This is a genomic window from Saccharopolyspora elongata, from assembly GCF_004348985.1.
Taxonomy (GTDB): Bacteria; Actinomycetota; Actinomycetes; order Mycobacteriales; family Pseudonocardiaceae; genus Saccharopolyspora; species Saccharopolyspora elongata.
In genome coordinates, this window is record NZ_SMKW01000081.1 from 1 (window position 1) to 18,049 (window position 18,049).

The following is an 18,049-nucleotide window of genomic DNA, read 5'->3' on the forward strand; positions in this document are numbered from 1 at the left end:
GCCCGCCCTCCCGGTTGTCGACGTTGACCCGCAGCCCCGGATCCACGCCCGCGAGCCCGTCGGCCATCGCCCGGCCCGCGATGTCGCTGCCGCCACCGGCGGCGAAGGGCACCACCATCGTCACGTTCCCCGCCGGCCGCGGCCCACCGGAACCTTCCTGCCCGGCGCTGCCGGTGGCGCACCCGCCCAGCAGCACCGCCGCGCACAACGCGGCCACCACGCCGCGACCCCGCAACAACACGCGCATCGCTGCTCCTCCTTGAGCTGCGTCGCGAAAAAAGGGAAGAAGTAGGGGATTTACTCGCCGGTGGCGATGACCCCGGACTCGCGCAACCGCTCCAGCTCCTCGGCACCCGCACCGGCCTCGGCCAGGACCTCCGCGGTGTGCGCGCCCAGCACCGGCCCGGCCGAGCCGCGGCGCGCCGGGGTCCCCGACATCCGCATCGGCGAACCGATCTGCCGCACCTCGCCGAGCTCCGGATGCGGCGCGTCCCAGAAGAAACCGCGCTGCCCGAGGTGGTCGTCGGTGAACACCCGGTCCATGGTCGCGATCGGCGCGCACGGCACTCCCGCGGCCACCAGCACGTCGACGATCTCCGCGGTGGTGCGCGCCGCCGTGGCCACCTCGATGGCCGCGATGAGGCTGTCGCGGTGGTGGTAGCGGTCGTAGGAACTGGTGTAGCGGTCGTCGTCGAGGAGTTCGGCGAGTCCGAGGGCGTGGCAGAACGCCGGCCAGGTCTTCGTCGTGGTGGCCCCGACGGTCACCCACCCGTCCTTGCTGCGCACCGCCTGGTAGGGGGCGCTGTTCTGGTGCGCCGAACCGTGCGCGCGGCCGACCTCGCCGGTGGCGAAGTAGTTCCCGGCCTCCCACACCGCGAACGACACCCCCGCCTCGTACAGCGACACGTCCACGTGCTGGCCCTCGCCGGTGTGCTCGCGGGCCCGCAACGCGGCCATCGCGCCCATCGCCGAGTACAAACCGCACACCAGGTCGCACATCGGCACCCCGACCTTGGCCGGCTCCCCGTCGGGCGGGCCGGTGATGCTCATCAGCCCCGCGCGGGCCTGCGCCATGATGTCCAGCCCGGGCTGAGCGGCCAGCGGCCCGTCCTGCCCCCACCCCGACGCCGACACGTACACCAGGCGCGGGCTGCGGGCGTGCACGGCGTCGTAGCCGAAGCCCAGCGCGGACAGCGCGCCTGGCCGCAGGTTCTCCACCAGCACGTCCGCGGTGTCCAGCAGCGACCACAGCAGCCGCCGCCCTTCGTCGGTCTTCAGATCCAGCGCCACCGACCGCTTGTTGCGGTTGAGCCGCACGAACGGGGAGCTGTGGCCGTCGAGGAACGGCCCGGTCTGGCGCACGGGGTCACCGCCGGCGGGGTTTTCCACCTTGATGACGTCGGCACCGAGGTCGGCCAGTTGCATCGTCGCGAACGGCGCGGCCATGAACGCGCCGATCTCCACCACGCGCACCCCGTGCAGCGGGGCCTGGGATCGGGAATCTGGGGGAGAAGTCATGCGCGGCTCCAAGAAATCCGGGCGGAAACCGGATACCGTGATCGGCATCACCTGACTTTTGTCTACAGCAGGCAGAACGGAGCTGACAAGCTTTGCCCCACGAGGTTGCCCCGAGCGGACCAGCGCCGCGGCACCGGCGCGAAAGCACGCCGGAACCGGGCCCGGGAAGGGAAGACTGCTGGACGTGACCGGATCCGTTGAAGACAGCCCCGCGACCCGCCGGGCCCCGAGCATCGTCGGCCCACCGAGCCTGGTGGAGCTGGCCGCCGCGACGCTGCGCCGCATGATCATCGGCGGCGACCTGCTGTGCGGGCAGCGCATCGTGGAGAACCGCCTGACCCACGAGCTGGGCATCAGCCGGCCACCGCTGCGGGAAGCGCTGCGGGTGCTCGAACGCGAAGGCCTCGTGCGGCAGGTGCCGCGCAAAGGCGTGATCGTGACCCCGCTGACGCTGCACGACATCTACGAGATCTGCACCCTGCGCGCCGAATTCGAACGGCTCGCGGTCCGCCTGGGCGTGCCGGTCACCGAACCCGCCCGGCTGCGCCGCTGCCGGCAGGCCCTGCAGCGCATGGACGATGCCGCGGGCACCGGCGACGAACCGGCCTTCATGGAATGCTCCTTCGAGTTCCACCTGTCGGTCGTCGGCCTGTCCGGGCACCAGCGCCTCGAAGACGCCTACCGGTCGCTGCAGCTGCAGATGATGCTGTCCATGGCGTTGAACCGGAAAGCCCGCCAGGGCCGCGAAAGCCTCGCCGAGGACGTGGCCCGCCACCGGCGGCTGCTGTCGGTCATCGAGGCCGGCGACCCCGAAGCGGTGCTCACCGAACTCGCCGAGCACGGCGACCGCACCTTCCTCGACGGCATCGAGACCAAAGTGGACGGACACACCGACGTGGCGCTGCAATGGTTGCGGCGGCAGCGGGAGAAACAGGAGGAACAGTGAGTTCAGGCCCCTCGCACACGCTGACCATCGACGGGATCGCCCCGCAGCTCGACGCCGACGTGTTCGTCGCGCCCGGCGCCGCGCTCATCGGCCGCGTGCGCCTGGCTGCCGGCGCGAGTGTCTGGTACAACGCGGTGCTGCGCGGCGACCAGGAGAACATCAGCGTCGGCACCCGCAGCAACATCCAGGACGGCTGCGTCGTGCACGCCGACCCCGGCTTCCCGGCCGAGATCGGCACCGGCGTCACCGTCGGGCACAAAGCGGTCCTGCACGGCTGCACCGTGGAAGACGACTGCCTGATCGGCATGGGCGCCGTGGTGCTCAACGGCGCCCGCATCGGAGCCGGATCGCTGATCGCGGCCGGCGCCGTCGTCCTGGAAGGCACCGAGATCCCGCCGGGCTCGATGGTCGCCGGCACCCCGGGCAAGGTCCGCCGCGAACTCACCGAAGAAGAACAGGCCGGCCTCAAGCTCTCCGCCGAGCACTACGTCACGCTGGCCGCCAAACACCGCGAAGCCCTCGCCTGACCCCGCCCAGCGGGCCGCCCCTTCCGGCAGGGCGGCCCGCTTCCGGCGCGCTCAGCGCGCGGCCACGGCATCACCGACGGCGTGATCCATGCGTTCGTCGTAGCCCGTCGCAGGGCTGACGACCCGCCCGGCCGCCCACCAGTTCTCGCTGTTCGTGTCGACGACGCTTCCGGGAGCCTCCCCCGAAAAGAGCAACAGCACTTACATAAGCACTGTTACAGTCAGCCGGGTGACGACTGGGGGTCCTGACCCGACCGAGGACGAAAGCGTCTGGCAGCCGCTGCGCCGCCTGCTGGGCGACATGGACGACGAGATCGGCCGGCTGTACCGACAGCGGGGCCTGGACAGCATCCGCCCGCGGTTCGTCATGCCCCTGATCCGCCTCGGCCACCGCGGTGCCATGACCATCCGCGAACTCGCCGACGCCCTGGGCGTGACCCACTCGGCGATGAGCCAGACCGTGAGCGCCATGCGCCGCGAAGGACTGGTGCGCAGCATCGCGGGCACCGACGCGCGAACCCGCCAGGTGACGCTGACCAAACGCGCCCACGCGCTCCTCCCGCTGCTGGAAGCCGAGTGGCGGGCCACCGAACAGGCCGTCCGCGAGCTGGAAGGCGAACTGCCGCACCCGCTCAGCGAAGTTGTCCGGGACCTGGAGGAGGCCCTGGCGCGGCGCTCGTTCCACGACCGGATCGCCCACCACCTCCAGCGGTCGCAGGAACAGTCCTCGTGAGCCTGGCGGACCGGCTGCTGGACACCCGGCCGCTGCGCGCCAGCGCCGCCTTCCGCCGCCTGTGGGCGGGAAACGCCCTCTCCGCGCTGGGCGGGCAGCTGACGGTGGTCGCGGTGCTCTTCCAGATGTGGGAGCTCACCCGCAGCCCCCTCGCGGTGGGCGCGATCGGCCTCGTCCAGTCCGTTGCGATGGTCGTCTTCGGGCTGCTCGGCGGCGCGCTGGCCGACGCCGTCGACCGCCGGCGCCTAGTGCTGCTCACGACCGTCATCCAGCTGGTGGCCGCCGGACTGCTCGCCGTGCACGCCGCCTCCGGCACCGCCTCGATGTGGGGGCTGCTCGCGCTCACGGCGCTGCAGACGGCCGGCGGCGGGCTGGGCGCGCCCGCCCGCAAGACATTCGTGGTCCGCCTGCTGCCCGCCGACCAGGTCGGCGCAGGCATCGCCTTGACCAACCTCGCCTTCCAGGCCGCCATGCTGATCGGCCCCGCCATCGCGGGCGTGGTCGTGGCCCAGTGGGGCGTGGACGCCTGCTACCTGCTCGACGCGCTGACCTTCGCCGCCGCCCTCTACGGCGTGCTGCGGCTACCCGCCATGCGACCGCAAGGGGAGCCCGCTCGCCCCGGGGCCCGAACGATCTGGGAAGGCTGGCGATTCATCACCGGCAAACCCCTGCTCCACGGCGCGCTGCTCAGCGACGTCCTCGCGACCGTGACAGCCATGCCGATCGCGCTGTTCCCGCTGATCAACGCAGAGCGCTTCGGCGGGCACCCGGAAACCCTGGGACTGTTCTTCTCCGCGGTCGCCGTCGGCGGACTCGCGGCGGGCGCCGCCTCCGGCATGGTGACCCGCGCCCGCCGGCCGGGCGCGGTCATGCTGGCCGCGGCCGGAGCGTGGGGCCTGGCACTGGCCGGGTTCGGCCTGGCGCAGCCGCTGTGGCTGGCGCTGACCTGCCTCGCCGCGGCGGGCGCGGCCGACACCACCTCGGTGATCACGCGCGGGACGATCGTGCAGCTCGCGACGCCGGACTCGCACCGCGGCCGGGTCAGCGCCGTGGACCACATCGTCGGCGTCTCCGGCCCCGACCTGGGCAACTTCCGGGGCGGCCTGGTCGCCGACGCGACATCGGCGGCGTTCGCGGCCTTCTCCGGCGGAGCGCTCTGCGTCGTCGGCATCGTCGTGCTCGCGCTGACGAACACGCCCCTGCGCCGATTCGAGAACACTGCCCTAAAGTTGCCCAGCCGATAGCCGGACAACGCTACGGCGCCGCGGAGTTGGCCCCCACCACGACCGTGGCGTCCAGCTCCTCGCAACCGGCCACACTCGGGACCAGCCCGGCATTCGCGAAGAGCTCCGCGGTGCGCGGTGCCTGGCGGCGGCCGGTCTCGATCAGCAGATGCCCGCCCGGCGCGAGCCACTCCGGCGCCGCGGCCGCTACCCGGCGCTGGACGTCCAGGCCATCGGCGCCGCCGTCCAGCGCCACCTGCGGCTCGTGCAGCCGCGCCTCCGGGGGCATCAGATCGACCTCGTCAGAAGGCACGTAGGGGGCATTGACCACCAGGACCTCGATGCGGCCCCGCAACGCCACCGGAAGCGCCCGGTATAGGTCGCCTTCGAAGACCTCACCAGTGATGTTGCGGCGCGTGCAGCGCACCGCCGCGGGATCCACGTCCGCGGCGAACAACTCCACCGGAAGTCGCGCGGCGAGCGCGGCGCCGACCGCACCCGAACCGCAGCAGAGGTCGACCACGACCGAGTGCGGCCGGGCCAGCGCGGCGGCCTGCTCGACGAGGAACTCGGTGCGGCGACGGGGAACGAACACCCCGGGATCCACGGCGATGCGCAGACCGCAGAACTCCGCCCAGCCCAGCACCTGCTCCAGCGGCAGGCCATCGACCCGGCGCTGCACCATGCCGGAAAGCTCGGCCGGGTCGGTGGCCGCCGACAGCAGCAGCCGCGCCTCGTCCTCGGCGAACACACAACCAGCAGCGCGCAGGCTGCTCACAACAGCGGAGAAAGATGATGACAACACAGGAATGAGAAGTGCCTTTCGGTGACCACGAGCGCTCTCAGCGACGCCGGTCACGGCGGCGGAAGGAGAGCACCCGGCCTGCAACAGCGGTAATGGGTCTCACCTCCTCGGTCTCGCACGATGCGGCAACACTAGCAGCACCTCGCGGGCGACCGCGTTGATCGTCACCGCGGCCGAACCCTTCGTCGTCAGCAGCGTGCGCACCGCCTCGTGGATCTCGTCGTCGGCGCGGACGGCATCGGCAGCACCACGCGCCGCTCGATCTGGGGCCCGCAACCCGCGCCCCGCTACGCCGGTTACAGCACCTGGCGGATGATCGTGGCCACCCGCCCGGTCGGCGAGGCCGCCGAAACCTGGGGCAGGGGCGAACGCTTCGGCTACTCGCCGCTGCCCGACGGGCGCACCTACTGCTACGCCATGGTCAACGCCCCGCAATCCCGCGGCGGCGGACTGACCGAACTGCGCGAGCGCTTCCGCGACTGGCACACCCCGATCCCGGCGCTGCTCGACGGGGCGCAGGAGGCCGACGTGCTGCACCACGACACCTACGAGCTGCCCGACCTGGACACCTATGTCGCCGGGAAGGTCGCGCTGCTCGGCGACGCCGCGCATGCCATGACCCCGAACCTGGGGCAAGGCGCGTGCCTGGCGCTGGAGGACGCGGTGGTGCTCGCCTCGGCCGTGGCCGGCGGTCGATGGGGCCGGTCGTCGGCTGGGCGTCCTGATCGCGCCCGAAACGCACTGGTGCCGTGGCCGGCCGGCCACGGCACCAGTGTCTCCAGCAGGTTCCGACATCAGTCGCCCGGTTGTTGGTTGCCCCGGTATTGCGTCGCGGCGCGTGGCCGCCGGACCGATGCCTCGACCGCACCCGGCCGAGCGGCCGGGCAGGGTTGGGTACTGACGGACGTCAGCGCCGGGCTCGGCTGCTCGACGCAGGGTTCCGCATCACCATGCGGGCCCGCTGCATCTCACGTGCCATACCGCCCAGCCAGCGAACCAGACCTGCCATCGGGGCGTCCTCCACTAACTTCGAGGGGATGAGTCGACGGTGCTTCGCCCCGTTGTCAAATCCCGAACGCGACAACCGGCGCGAACCAGGCGGGAAGAAGCCGTCTCACCCGCCATGTCGTCGCAGGTAGCTCCTGTGTTTCTCGCAATTCATAACGTATTGATAACGAAGATTCGGATAGGTGCTCATCCATCGATCGGGGCACGCCCGTTAGGCCTCGCTGACGCTGCGTGCATGCCCCGGGTGGACCATCAACCGGGATGCGCGCCGACGGTGTCGCGCAGCTCCCCGGCCATGGCCATGTCCGACTGCCGCGCGCAATGCGCACAGCAGAAGAACCGGCCGCTGGCCTCCACCCCGTGCCCGAGGATCCGGGTCCCGCAGTGCTCGCACTGCGGCGCGAGCCGCTGCGCAGCGCATTCGAAGCAGTCGAAGGTGTGCACCCCGCCGCCCACGGTGTGCACTTCGAAGGTCATCCAGTAGTCGTTGCCGCAGACTTCGCAGGTCGCCATGACGTCGCCTTTCCACGCCGACGGGTGGACACCCGCAGGATGCGTCCCTACCCATGGGTCGGCAACCGCGCCACCACCCGATTCGCAGCTGCCCACCCGCCGCGGACATGTGCCAGCATGATCGCGATCACACCGAGCGCATCGGGGGAGCACATGCACGACGACCGCCGCATCGTCGAACAGCGCCTCGACCGGGTGCTGGCCGAACGCCTGCGACCCGCCTACTACGCCGAAACGCTGCCCTGCGACATCGCCGTCTGGCACGCGCCCGGCGAACCCGTGCCCGTCGCCGAGGCCCTGCGCGCCGACTACGCGCCCGCCGGCATCGGCGAAGCCTGGGGACCCGCCTGGGGCACCAGCTGGTTCCGGCTGGCCGCCACCATCCCGCCGCACTGGGACGGCCGCACCGTCGAAGTCGTGGTCGACCTCGGCTTCGACGCCGACCGCCCCGGATTCCAGTGCGAAGGCCTCGCCCACAGCGCCGACGGCACCCCCATCAAAGGCCTCAACCCCCGCAACACCCACCTGCCCGCCGGCCGCAACTCCGCCGGCCGGCACCGCACCTGGTACGTCGAAGCCGCCGCCAACCCGATCATCCTCGGCGACAACGGATTCCGGCCCACCGACCTCGGCACCAAACCCACCGCCACGACCCCGCCGCTGTACCGGCTGCGCCGCGCCGAACTCGCCGTCCTCGACGAACCCGTGTGGCAACTCGTCCAGGACGCCGAGGTCCTCGACCAGCTCATGCGGCAACTCCCCGCGGACTCGCCGCGCCGCCACGAGATCCTCCGCGCCCTGGAACGCATGCTCGACCGCCTCGACCTGCACGACATCACCGGCACCGCGCCCGCCGCCCGCGACGAACTCGCCGACGTCCTCGCCCGGCCCGCGCACCCCAGCGCCCACGTGATCTCCGCCATCGGCCACGCCCACATCGACTCCGCCTGGCTGTGGCCGCTGCGCGAAACCGTCCGCAAGGTCGCCCGCACCGTTGCCAACGTCACCGCCCTGATGGCCGAGCACCCCGACTTCCACTTCGCCATGTCGCAGGCCCAGCAGCTGGCCTGGATCAAGGAGCACCACCACCAGCTCTACGACCGCGTCCGCACCTTCGTGCACACCGGGCAGTTCGTGCCGGTCGGTGGCATGTGGGTGGAAGCCGACACCAACATGCCCGGCGGCGAGGCCATGGCCCGCCAGTTCGTCCACGGCAAGCGCTTCTACCTCGAGGAGTTCGGCATCGAAACCCGCGAGGTGTGGCTGCCCGACTCCTTCGGCTACAGCGCCGCCCTGCCGCAGCTCGTCGCCCAGTCCGGCTCGCGGTGGTTCCTCACCCAGAAGATCTCCTGGAACCAGACCAACAAGTTCCCGCACCACACCTTCTGGTGGGAAGGCATCGACGGCACCCGGGTGTTCACCCACTTCCCGCCCGCCGACACCTACAACTCCGAGATCAGCGGCGCCGAACTCGCCCACGCCACCGACAACTTCGCCGAGCACGGCTACGCCACCCGCTCCCTGCTGCCCTTCGGCCACGGCGACGGCGGGGGAGGACCCACCCGCGAAATGCTCGCCCGCGCCTACCGCACCGCCGACCTCGAAGGCTCCCCGCGCGTCCGCTTGGAAACCCCCGAGGAGTTCTTCACCGCCGCCGAAGCCGACCACGCCGGCCCCGCGGTCTGGTCCGGCGAGCTGTACCTGGAGATGCACCGCGGCACCTACACCTCGCAGGCCAAGACCAAACAGGGCAACCGCCGCAGCGAACACCTGCTGCGCGAAGCCGAACTGTGGTGCGCCACCGCCGCCATCGCCACCGGCCGCGACTACCCGCACGACGCACTGGACCGGCTGTGGAAGCAGGTGCTGCTGCACCAGTTCCACGACATCCTGCCCGGCTCGTCGATCTCCTGGGTGCACCGCGAAGCCGAAGCCGCCTACGCCCGCATCGCCACCGAACTCGAAGCGATCATCACCGGCGCGCTGCGCGCCCTGGCCGGCGACCTCGCGGGGCCGCTGACCTTCAACGCCGCCCCCCACGGCCGCAACGGCGTCCCCGCCCTCGGCGCCGCTACCGCGAACACTGCCGCCGCGGCGACGGCCACCCGCCACCCCGACGGCAGCACCACCCTCGACAACGGCCTGCTGCGCGTCACCATCGACCACCGCGGGCTGCTGACCTCCGTCTACGACCACGCCGCCGAACGCGAGGCGCTGGCCGGCCCCGCGAACCTGCTGCAGCTGCACGCCGACCACCCCAACGCCTGGGACGCCTGGGACCTCGACGCCTTCTACCGGCACCACACCCGGGACCTCACCGAGCTCGACGAGCTCGACCTCGACAACGGCACCGTCCGCATCCGCCGCCGCTTCGGCGGGTCCACAGTGGAGCAGCGCATCAGCCTCGCCGCCGACGCCCGCCGCGTCGACATCGACACCGACATCGACTGGCACGAAACCGAGAAGCTCCTCAAAGCGGCCTTCCCGCTGGACGTGCACGCCGACCGCTCCGCCGCGGAAACCCAGTTCGGGCACGTCATGCGCCCCACCCACACCAACACCTCGTGGGACGCCGCCAAGTTCGAGATCTGCGCCCACCGGTTCCTGCACGTCACCGAACCCGGCTACGGCCACGCCCTGGTCAACGACGCCACCTACGGGCACGACGTCACCCGCGACACCCGCCCCGGCGGCGGCACGACCACCACCGTGCGCCTGTCCCTGCTGCGCGCGCCCCGCTTCCCGGACCCCGACACCGACCACGGCCGCCACCACCTGCGCTACGCCCTGGTCGTCGGGGCGGACATCGGCGACGCCAGCCGCGAGGGCTACCGCATCAACCTGCCCGAACGCACCATCAACGGCTCGCGGCCCGTCGCGCCCCTGGTGGCCGTGGACAACGACGCCGTCGTCGTCGAAGCGGTCAAGCTCGCCGACGACCGGAGCGGAGACCTCGTGGTCCGCCTCTACGAATCGCGCGGCAGCCGCGCCCGCGCCCGGCTGACCATCTCCTTCCCGGCCACCTCGGTCACCCGCACCGACCTCCTCGAACGGCCGCTCGCCGAACCCGACGCCACCACCGACGCATTCGACCTGCGGCTGCGGCCCTTCGAAATCCGAACCCTGCGCTTCGCCCGCCCCGCCGGGGCATGAGCCTCCCCGGCGACGCACGAACAGGAGCACCAGGCATTGACGGCGGCGGCCCCGCGTTCAGCACGCGGGGCCGCCGGCGGGGTCACGATTCGTGGCCCATGGTGGGTGCCGGCCGCTTGAAGCCGCGGGTGAGCCGGAGCAGCTGCAGGAAGCCGACCGCCACCCAGCTCAGGCCGATGACGAAGGTCAGCGGCGACAGCGACGTCCACAGCCACACGGTCAGCGCCACACCGATCCCAGGGGTGAGCACGTAGCGGAGGAAGTCCGCGCCTCGGCGCCTACCCAGGCCGATCGCGTAGTGCTTGATGACGCTCAGGTTGACGAAGGTGAAGGCGATCAGCGCGCCGAAGCTCACCAGGGCGGCGGCCTGGTCCAGCGACATGACGCAGGCCAGCAGGGACACCGCGCCCACCACCAGGGTCGCCAGGTGCGGGGTCCGGTACCTCGGGTGGATGCGGGCGAAGACGCGCCTGGGCAGCGCGCCGTCACGCCCCATGGAGAACAGGATCCGGGACACCGCGCTTTGCGCCGCCATGGCCGAGGCGAAGCAGGCCGCGACGTAGGCGGCGGTGAAGAACGCCGCCAGGAAGTCGCCGCCGGCGCTGACCATCACCTCGACCGAGGCCGAGTCGGGATCGGTGAAGGTCTGCCAGTCGGGGTGGACCAGGTGGCCCACCCAGGACATGAGGACGAACAGCAGTCCGCAGAAGACCGTGCACAGGATGATCGCTCGCGGAATCGTCTTCTGCGGCTCCCGGGCCTCCTCGGAGAGCGTGGAGATCGCGTCGAAGCCCAGGAACGACAGGCAGAGGATGGCTGATCCGGCGACGACCGCGGTGAGCGAGAAGTCCGCGCTGTAGAACGGCGCCACCAGGTCCGCCGGTTCCGAGCGCCCGGACACGGTCAGGTAGCTCATCGCCAGGAACGTCGCGATGAACACCCCCTGCGCGCCCACCAGCACCATGTTCATGCCGGTCACCAGTTTGATGCCGAGGGTGTTCAGCCCGGTGACGACGGCGATCGCCAGCAGCACCCAGACCCATCCGGGCACTGCCGGGATGGCGATCCCCAGGTAGAGCCCGATGACGATGTAGCTGATCGTGGGCAGGAAGATGTAGTCCAGCAGCAGCGCCCAGCCGGTGAGGAAGCCCGTGGCAGGCCCGAAGGTCTGCTGCGTGTAGGTGTAGGCGGAACCGGCCACGGGATAGGCGCGCACCATGTTCGCGTAGCCCAGCGCGGTGAACGTCATCGCGGCCAAGGTGACGATGAACGCGGTGGGCAGGTGTCCTCGGGTCACGTCGGTCGCGATCCCGTAGGTGGTGAAGGCCGCGAGCGGGACCATGTAGGCCAGCCCGAAGAGGAACAGCGAGGGCAGCCCGAGCACGCGTTTGAGCCCGTGCTCGCCGGCCGGGTGAGCGTCGGCCCGTGCCGTCGCGGGCTGGGCTGCCTCGGCGCGACTGTCGTGCCCGCTCACCGGAGTCCACCCGATGCGACGGCCTTGGAGAGGGTCTGCTCGACCAGCCCGACCAGTTCGCCGATGGCGGCGGCGTCGGCGACCAACGGAGGGGAGAGCTGCAGCAGCGGGTTGCCCTCGGAGTCGACGGCGAGCCGGCACAGCACTCCCGCCTCGGCAGCGGCCGGGGTCAGGTGCTGGTTGACGAACTCGGTGGCGTCGAGGTGTTCCGAGGCCCAGGACTTCGTGGCCTTGTCGGTGACCAGCTCCAGGCTGCGGTGGTATCCGTCGCCGCGGATGTCGCCCACGATCGGGTTCTCGCGGAGCCGTTCGAGTTCGGCGGCGAACGTCGCGCTGGCGGCCTTGACGTTGCCCTGCACGTCCAGCCGGCGCATGATCTCCAGGTTCGCCAGCGCCGCGGCGCAGGCGACCGGGTGCCCGCTGTAGGTGAGCGCGTGGTTGTACATGCCGGCCGGCCCGTCCAGGACGGTCTCGATGACCCGGTCGCCGGCGATCAGACCGCCCAGCGGCACGTAGGCCGAGGCGATTCCCTTGGCGAAGGTGATGATGTCGGGCTGGAAACCGTAGTGGATCGAGCCGAACCACTCGCCGAGCCTGCCGAACCCGGTGATGACCTCGTCGGCGATCAGCAGGATCCCGTGCCGGTCGCAGAGTTCGCGCACGCCCTGGAAGTAGCCCTCGGGCGGGGTGAGGCTCCCGCCGGCGTTCTGCAGCGGCTCCATGATGATGGCGGCGATGGTGTCCGCGCCCTCCTGCAGGATCAGCGATTCGAGCTCCGCCAGCAGGAAAGCGGTGAACTCCGCCTCGGTCTCCTGACCGGGGCGCCGGTATCGCTTGGTGTTGGACACGTGCCGGACGCCGGACATGAGCGGCTCGAACATCTTGCGCACCTGCACCATGCCGTTGAGGGACATGGCGCCGAAGCTGGTGCCGTGGTAGGCGACCCGGCGGGCGATGAACTTCCGGCGAGCGTGCTCGCCCCGGCTGATGTGGTACTGCCGGGCCAGCTTGATCGCGGCCTCGTTGGACTCCGAGCCGCTGGAGGTCAGGAACACCCGGTTCAGGTCGCCGGGGGCGAGATCGGCCAGTTCGGCGGCCAGCTTCGCCGCGGGCGGATGCGCGACGCTCCAGGTGGTCTGGAAGGGGAGTTCGCTCATCTGCCGGGCGACGGCCTCGCCGACCTCGGCTCCGTGCGAGTAGCCCAGCTGGGTGCAGAACAGCCCGGCCAGCCCGTCGAAGTAGCGCTTGCCCGATTCGTCGTAGACGTAGCAGCCCTCGCCGCGGACGAAGATCGGCAGGCTCTCGTTGCGGTACTTCGCCGCCGGGGTGAAGTTCATGACCAGGTGGCGCTTCGCCAGCTCTTCAACGGTGGCGGTCGTGCTCGTCTCCGCGGACATGGTGCTCCCTAAAGTTGTCGGTGTTCGGGGTTCGATGCCTTGCGGTGGCTCGAAAGGGCCGCCCGGTGGTTCTGGGCGCCGGCCACTGGTTCAGGTCAAGGGGCGGGTCGGTGTCCCGCGGTTGCCTTCAGTACTTGATCCATGTGGTTTTCAGGCCGGTGAACTTCTCGATCGCGTGCGCGGACAGGTCGCGTCCGAAGCCGGACTGGCCGAAGCCGCCGAACGGGGTCTGCGAGCTCAACGCGTCAACGGTGTTGACCGAGACGGTTCCCGCGCGCAGCGCGTCGGAGACCCGCAGGGCGCGGGAGAGGTCCGCGGTCCAGACGGAGGCGGCCAGGCCGTAGCGGCTGTCGTTGGCCAGCCGGATCGCGTGCGCTTCGTCGTCGAAGGCGGTCACGCAGAGCACGGGGCCGAAGATCTCCTCGCGCTCGATGCGCGAACCCGGTGCCGCGTCGTCGAAGACCGTTGGCTCCACGAAGCAGTCGCGCCGTCCTCCGCCGGTGACCAGTTCGGCTTCGCGGCTGCCGTCCGCGATGAAGCCGGCGACCCGTTCCGCGTGGGCCGCGTCGACCAGCGGCCCCATCCGGCTCGCGGGGTCGAGCGGGTCGCCGGGTGCGTAGTCGGCGGCCAGCTTCGCGATCCTGGCCACCAGGTCGTCCTTGATCTCGCGGGCGACGAGCAACCGCGAGTTGGCCGAGCACACCTCGCCCTGGTTGAAGAAGATCCCCGCGCACGCGGCTTCGGCCGCCGCGTCCAGGTCGGCGCAGTCGGCGAAGACGAGGTTAGGGCTCTTGCCGCCGCATTCCGGCCACACCTGCTTGAGATTGGATTCCGCCGCGTAGCGCAGGAATTGCTGTCCGACGGCGGTTGATCCGGTGAACGCGATGCAGTCGACGTCGGGGTGCAGGCCCAGCGCGCGGCCGGTGATCTCGCCGTAGCCCGGAACGACGTTGAGCGCCCCGTCGGGCAGCCCGGCTTCGGCGGCCAGCTCCGCGAGCCGCAGCGCCGACAGCGGGGACTGCTCGGCGGGCTTGAGCACCACCGAGTTCCCGGCGGCCAGGGCGGGTGCGAGCTTCCAGGTGGCCATGTCCAGCGGGAAGTTCCACGGCACGACCGCGCCGACGACGCCGAGGGGAACGCGGCGCACCAGGGCCAGATCTCCCGCAGCCGTCGGTGCGATCTCGCCGTAGTCCTTGTCGAGCATCTCGGCGTACCAGCGGAACAGGCCCGCCGCCCCGGGCACGTCGATCTCGTAGGCGTCGGTGACGAGCTTGCCCATGTCCATCGAATCGAGCAGGGCGAGCTCCGCGCGGTGCTCGTCGATCAGGTCGGCCAGGCGCAGCAGTACCTGCTTGCGCTCGGCGGGGCCGGCGGATGACCAGGCGCCGGACTCGAAACACGTGCGGGCGGCGGACACCGCGGCGTCGACGTCGGCGGGGCCGCACTCGGCGACGTCGGCGATGGTGCGGCCGGTGGCGGGGTCGACGGTCGGGAAGGTGCGGCCGTCGAGCGCCGCGGTGAACCGGCCGCCGATGAACGCGGCGGTGCGCGGGGCCAGACCCGCGGCGGCCTCGCGCCACTGCTCGTGGGTGAACGCTGGCATGGCTCTCCTCTTCGCTCAGTAACTTTGAACGCAGATTCAAAACTTCAGCAAAGTCACATGTCAATAGCCAAGTCAGAGATTGAAAAAATTGAACTAGAGCATCAATAATGGTGACGTGACACGGACGAGGACACAGCGGGCACGCCGGGAACAACTCATCGACGCCGCGCTGCGGGCGATCACCGAACGCGGGCGCGTCAACGTCCGCATCCGCGACATCGCCACGGAGGCGGGTGTGTCACCGGGCTCGGTGCTCTACCACTACCCGGAACTGGCGGAGCTGATGTTCGACGTGCATCGCACGGTGACCGACCGCTTCTACCGCCACCGGGCCGACACCGTCGACGCGGCCGGCAGTGCCGAGCTCAAGCTCGCCGCGGCCATCGAGACCGGCCTGCCGTCCGGGAAGGACGACGAGGTCGCCTGCGTGCTCTACGAGATGCATGGGCTCGCCGACCGCAGTTCCGCGCACGCCGCGCTCATGACCAGCCTGTACGACCGCGAGGTCGCGCTCTACGGCACGGTGCTGGAGATCGGCCGTGCGACGGGCCGGTTCACGCTTTCCCGGCCGGTGCGCGAGATCGCCGCGACGCTGGTCGCGCTGGAGGACGGCCTCGGGCTGCACCTGATGAGCAACAACACCTCCGTCGAGCGCAATGCCGCCAAGCACTTGGTCACCGAGTACGCGCGGCAGGCCACCGGCTGCGCGACCACCTCATAGGCGGACGCGGCTCCGCGAGGCAGGATGTCTCCATGAACGAGCCTGCCTTCACCCTCGTGCAGCTGCGCTACTTCGAGGCGGCGGCCCGGCACCTCAGCATGACCGCCGCGTCGAAGGAACTCATGGTGTCCCAGTCGGCCGTGTCGACCGCGATCGCGCAGCTGGAGAAAGAAATGGGCGTGCAGTTCCTGCTGCGCCACCACGCCCGCGGGCTCAGCCTGACCACGGCGGGCGAGGCGTTCTACAAGAGGGTTCTGGACTTCCTCGCCCACGGCGCTGAGCTGGTCGAGGCCGCCCGGCAGTCCGGCACCGAGCTGGTCGGGACGCTGACGGTCGGCTGCTTCGCCACGCTCGCGCCGTTCCGGCTACCCGGCCTGCTGGCCGAGTTCGAGGCCCGGCACCCGCAGGTCCACGTGTCCCTGCGCGAAGGCGCGCACCAGGCGCTCAAATCGGCCCTGCGCTCGGGCGAGACGGAGCTCGCCCTCCTCTACGGCTACGACCTGGACGACGACATCGACCGCCAGGTCGTGGGAACCGCGACCCCGTACGCCCTCGTGTCCGAGGACCACCGGCTCGCGCAACGGAAGAACCGCAAGGTGTCGCTCCAGGACCTCGCCGACGAGCCCATGGTGCTGCTCGACCTGCCGCACAGTCGTGAGTACCTGCAGTCGATCCTCAGCAACGCAGGCGTGGAACCCCGGGTCCGCCACCGCACGACCGGCTACGAGACCGTCCGTGCTTTCGTCGCGCACGGTCACGGCTTCGCGCTGCTCAACCAGTGCCCGCCGGCCGAAACCACCTACTCGGGGGCGCGAGCCGTGCCGCTCACCCTGACCGACGACGTCCCGTCGCTGGAAATCGTCGTCGCCTCGATGCGCGGGGTCCGCCTCACCCGGCGGGCACAGGAGTTCCGGGAGTTGTGCCGCACCCTCTACGAGCGCTGATCGTTTTGCGGCCGGGGAGGCGATCGCCTCCCCGGCCGCAAAACGGTCGAACGGGTCAGCCTCCGTGACTGAGGTAGCGGTGCTGGGTCGCGATGTGGTCGGCCACGAACTTGGCGTCGTGCCACACCCCCCAGATGAAGCTCGAGCCACGGCGCGCCAGCCAGGGCAGTCCCAGGAAGTACACGCCGGGCTCGGAAGACACGCCGCGACGGTGCTTCGGCTTGCCGTTCTCGTCGAACGCGTCGACCTGCAGCCAGCCGTAGTCGACGGCGAAGCCGGTCGCCCAGACGATCGACTGGACTCCGGCGGCGGCGAGGTCGAGCTCGAGGATCGGGGTGGTCACGCAGGCGGGATCCGGCCCCAGCGTGCGGGCATCCGGTTCCTCCGGAAGGTCGAGACCGTTGCGCGCGACATACGCGTCGGCTTCGTCGAGCAGCGCGAGGTAGTTCGCGTCGCCCTTGGCGATGTTGGCCCCGAGGTCCGGCGCGAAGCGGAGGATCCCGTCGTCGAACGAGCCGGTCATGCCGACGAGGTCGATCCCGAGTCCGGCGAGGGCGCGGAAGTCCACCGTGTGCCCGCCGCGGGCTCCGCTGACCGCGATGGTGACGTGTTCGGCCCCCGACGGCGGAGTCTCGGCGTCCCACTTGCCGAGCACGCCGAGCCACCAGCAGAAGTCGCGTCCGCGGTACTGGCGCGGAGGACGGTCGTGGGGGCCGACGGACAGGTACACGGGCCGCCCCGACCGGCGGAGCTCTTCGGCGATCTGCACTCCCGACGAACCGGCTCCGACCACCAGCACGGCGCCGTCGGGCAGCTGCTCCGGATTCCGGTAGGAACTGGAGTGGATCTGCAGGGGGCCGGCTTCTCGGGGCACGATCGGTGGGATCACGGGCCGCTGGAACGGCCCGGTCGCCGCGACGACGAAGCGGGCGTCGATGGTTCCGTCCGAAGTCTCCACGCGAAAACCGGGCCGTCCCTCGAGCCTCCGGACGGACGTCACCTCGACCCCGGTCCGGATCGGCGCGGCGATCTTCTCCGCGTACGCCTCGAAGTAGGCCGCGACCTGGTCCTTGGAAGCGAAAGCGCCGGGCGCCAGGTCGACGAACTCCAGGCCGGGGAAGCGGTCGTGCCACGCGGGCCCGTTCGCGACGAGCGAGTCCCACCGCTCCGAACGCCAGCGCTCGGCGATGCGGTCGCGTTCCAGCACGAGGTGCTGCACGCCGCAGTCACTCAGGTGTTCGCTCATCGCCAGGCCGGCCTGGCCCCCACCCACGACGAGGGCCTCCACCTCTTGGATCGACATCCAGACCTCCACTCCGGACCGGCGGGCGGACCGCGCTGGTCCGCCTCCATGCCTCTGTGCGTCTCAACCGGATCCTCGCCGCCGGGCAGTTCCCGTGTCCAACAGATGTTTTTGGTACACGAGATCTGTTTTTCCGATCCATGACACGGACGCCGTGGATCGATATTTTCGATTCATTGGT

16 protein-coding genes and 1 pseudogene are annotated in these 18,049 nt (G+C 70.7%); 8 read left to right on the forward strand and 9 right to left on the reverse strand.

What is annotated here, in order from left to right; genetic code table 11:
- Together E1288_RS48330 and E1288_RS37800 are read right to left on the reverse strand one after the other, a co-directional pair.
- Positions 1-247 (reverse strand): annotated as a pseudogene (locus tag E1288_RS48330) (hypothetical protein); the annotation flags it as partial.
- A 50-nt stretch (positions 248-297) separates the two neighbouring features.
- Positions 298-1,518, reverse strand: a complete 1,221-nt coding sequence (locus E1288_RS37800) for a CaiB/BaiF CoA transferase family protein (RefSeq protein ID WP_132493489.1) — start codon at positions 1,516-1,518, stop codon at positions 298-300.
- A 184-nt stretch (positions 1,519-1,702) separates the two neighbouring features.
- Here E1288_RS37800 and E1288_RS37805 point away from each other — a divergent pair, with 184 nt between their 5' ends.
- Positions 1,703-2,464 (forward strand): GntR family transcriptional regulator, encoded by a 762-nt coding sequence (locus tag E1288_RS37805; protein ID WP_132493490.1) that lies wholly within the window; start codon positions 1,703-1,705, stop codon positions 2,462-2,464.
- A complete protein-coding gene (locus tag E1288_RS37810; RefSeq protein ID WP_235884099.1) occupies positions 2,461-2,991 on the forward strand; it encodes a gamma carbonic anhydrase family protein in 531 nt (176 codons plus the stop codon). The genes E1288_RS37805 and E1288_RS37810 overlap by 4 nt, the downstream gene beginning before the upstream one ends.
- A 51-nt stretch (positions 2,992-3,042) precedes the next feature.
- Here the strand turns inward: E1288_RS37810 and E1288_RS37815 are convergent, their stop codons facing one another.
- Complete coding sequence (locus tag E1288_RS37815) at positions 3,043-3,192, reverse strand: hypothetical protein (protein WP_207954774.1); 150 nt, start codon at positions 3,190-3,192, stop codon at positions 3,043-3,045.
- A gap of 28 nt (positions 3,193-3,220) precedes the next feature.
- Here E1288_RS37815 and E1288_RS37820 point away from each other — a divergent pair, with 28 nt between their 5' ends.
- Complete coding sequence (locus E1288_RS37820) at positions 3,221-3,724, forward strand: MarR family winged helix-turn-helix transcriptional regulator (RefSeq protein ID WP_456320518.1); 504 nt, start codon at positions 3,221-3,223, stop codon at positions 3,722-3,724.
- Entirely contained in the window at positions 3,721-4,968 is a 1,248-nt protein-coding gene (locus E1288_RS37825) for an MFS transporter (protein WP_132493492.1), read from the forward strand. The genes E1288_RS37820 and E1288_RS37825 overlap by 4 nt, the downstream gene beginning before the upstream one ends.
- Positions 4,969-4,978: 10 nt before the next feature.
- On the opposite strand, the gene E1288_RS37830 is transcribed toward E1288_RS37825, so the two are convergent.
- Positions 4,979-5,725 carry a putative protein N(5)-glutamine methyltransferase gene (locus E1288_RS37830; protein WP_328592534.1) on the reverse strand — a complete coding sequence of 249 codons (747 nt, stop codon included), beginning with the start codon at positions 5,723-5,725 and terminating at the stop codon, positions 4,979-4,981.
- Between the two features lie 237 nt (positions 5,726-5,962).
- Here E1288_RS37830 and E1288_RS37840 point away from each other — a divergent pair, with 237 nt between their 5' ends.
- A complete protein-coding gene (locus E1288_RS37840) occupies positions 5,963-6,793 on the forward strand; it encodes an FAD-dependent monooxygenase (protein ID WP_132493494.1) in 831 nt (276 codons plus the stop codon).
- A 219-nt stretch (positions 6,794-7,012) separates the two neighbouring features.
- On the opposite strand, the gene E1288_RS37845 is transcribed toward E1288_RS37840, so the two are convergent.
- Complete coding sequence (locus E1288_RS37845) at positions 7,013-7,273, reverse strand: Prokaryotic metallothionein (protein WP_093267697.1); 261 nt, start codon at positions 7,271-7,273, stop codon at positions 7,013-7,015.
- A 117-nt stretch (positions 7,274-7,390) separates the two neighbouring features.
- Here E1288_RS37845 and E1288_RS49975 point away from each other — a divergent pair, with 117 nt between their 5' ends.
- The gene (locus E1288_RS49975; protein WP_268952010.1) at positions 7,391-10,426 is read left to right on the forward strand and encodes an alpha-mannosidase; all 3,036 of its coding nucleotides are present in this window, start codon (positions 7,391-7,393) and stop codon (positions 10,424-10,426) included.
- A gap of 82 nt (positions 10,427-10,508) precedes the next feature.
- On the opposite strand, the gene E1288_RS37855 is transcribed toward E1288_RS49975, so the two are convergent.
- The 3 genes from E1288_RS37855 to E1288_RS37865 form a co-directional block, all read right to left on the reverse strand.
- A complete protein-coding gene (locus E1288_RS37855) occupies positions 10,509-11,900 on the reverse strand; it encodes an APC family permease (RefSeq protein WP_235884100.1) in 1,392 nt (463 codons plus the stop codon).
- Entirely contained in the window at positions 11,897-13,297 is a 1,401-nt protein-coding gene (locus E1288_RS37860) for an aspartate aminotransferase family protein (RefSeq protein ID WP_132493495.1), read from the reverse strand. Before E1288_RS37860 ends, E1288_RS37855 begins: the two co-directional genes overlap by 4 nt.
- Positions 13,298-13,424: 127 nt before the next feature.
- Positions 13,425-14,900: an aldehyde dehydrogenase gene (locus E1288_RS37865; protein WP_132493496.1), complete on the reverse strand. Its 1,476-nt coding sequence runs from the start codon at positions 14,898-14,900 to the stop codon at positions 13,425-13,427.
- A 115-nt stretch (positions 14,901-15,015) separates the two neighbouring features.
- Here E1288_RS37865 and E1288_RS37870 point away from each other — a divergent pair, with 115 nt between their 5' ends.
- Together E1288_RS37870 and E1288_RS37875 are read left to right on the forward strand one after the other, a co-directional pair.
- Entirely contained in the window at positions 15,016-15,621 is a 606-nt protein-coding gene (locus E1288_RS37870; protein WP_132493497.1) for a TetR/AcrR family transcriptional regulator, read from the forward strand.
- Positions 15,622-15,653: 32 nt separating this feature from the next.
- On the forward strand, positions 15,654-16,565 hold the full coding sequence (locus E1288_RS37875; RefSeq protein ID WP_132493498.1) for a LysR substrate-binding domain-containing protein: 912 nt from the start codon (positions 15,654-15,656) through the stop codon (positions 16,563-16,565).
- 55 nt (positions 16,566-16,620) lie between these two features.
- Here E1288_RS37875 and E1288_RS37880 read toward each other — a convergent pair whose 3' ends face one another.
- Positions 16,621-17,868, reverse strand: a complete 1,248-nt coding sequence (locus tag E1288_RS37880) for a flavin-containing monooxygenase (protein WP_132493499.1) — start codon at positions 17,866-17,868, stop codon at positions 16,621-16,623.
- Positions 17,869-18,049 lie beyond the last annotated feature (181 nt).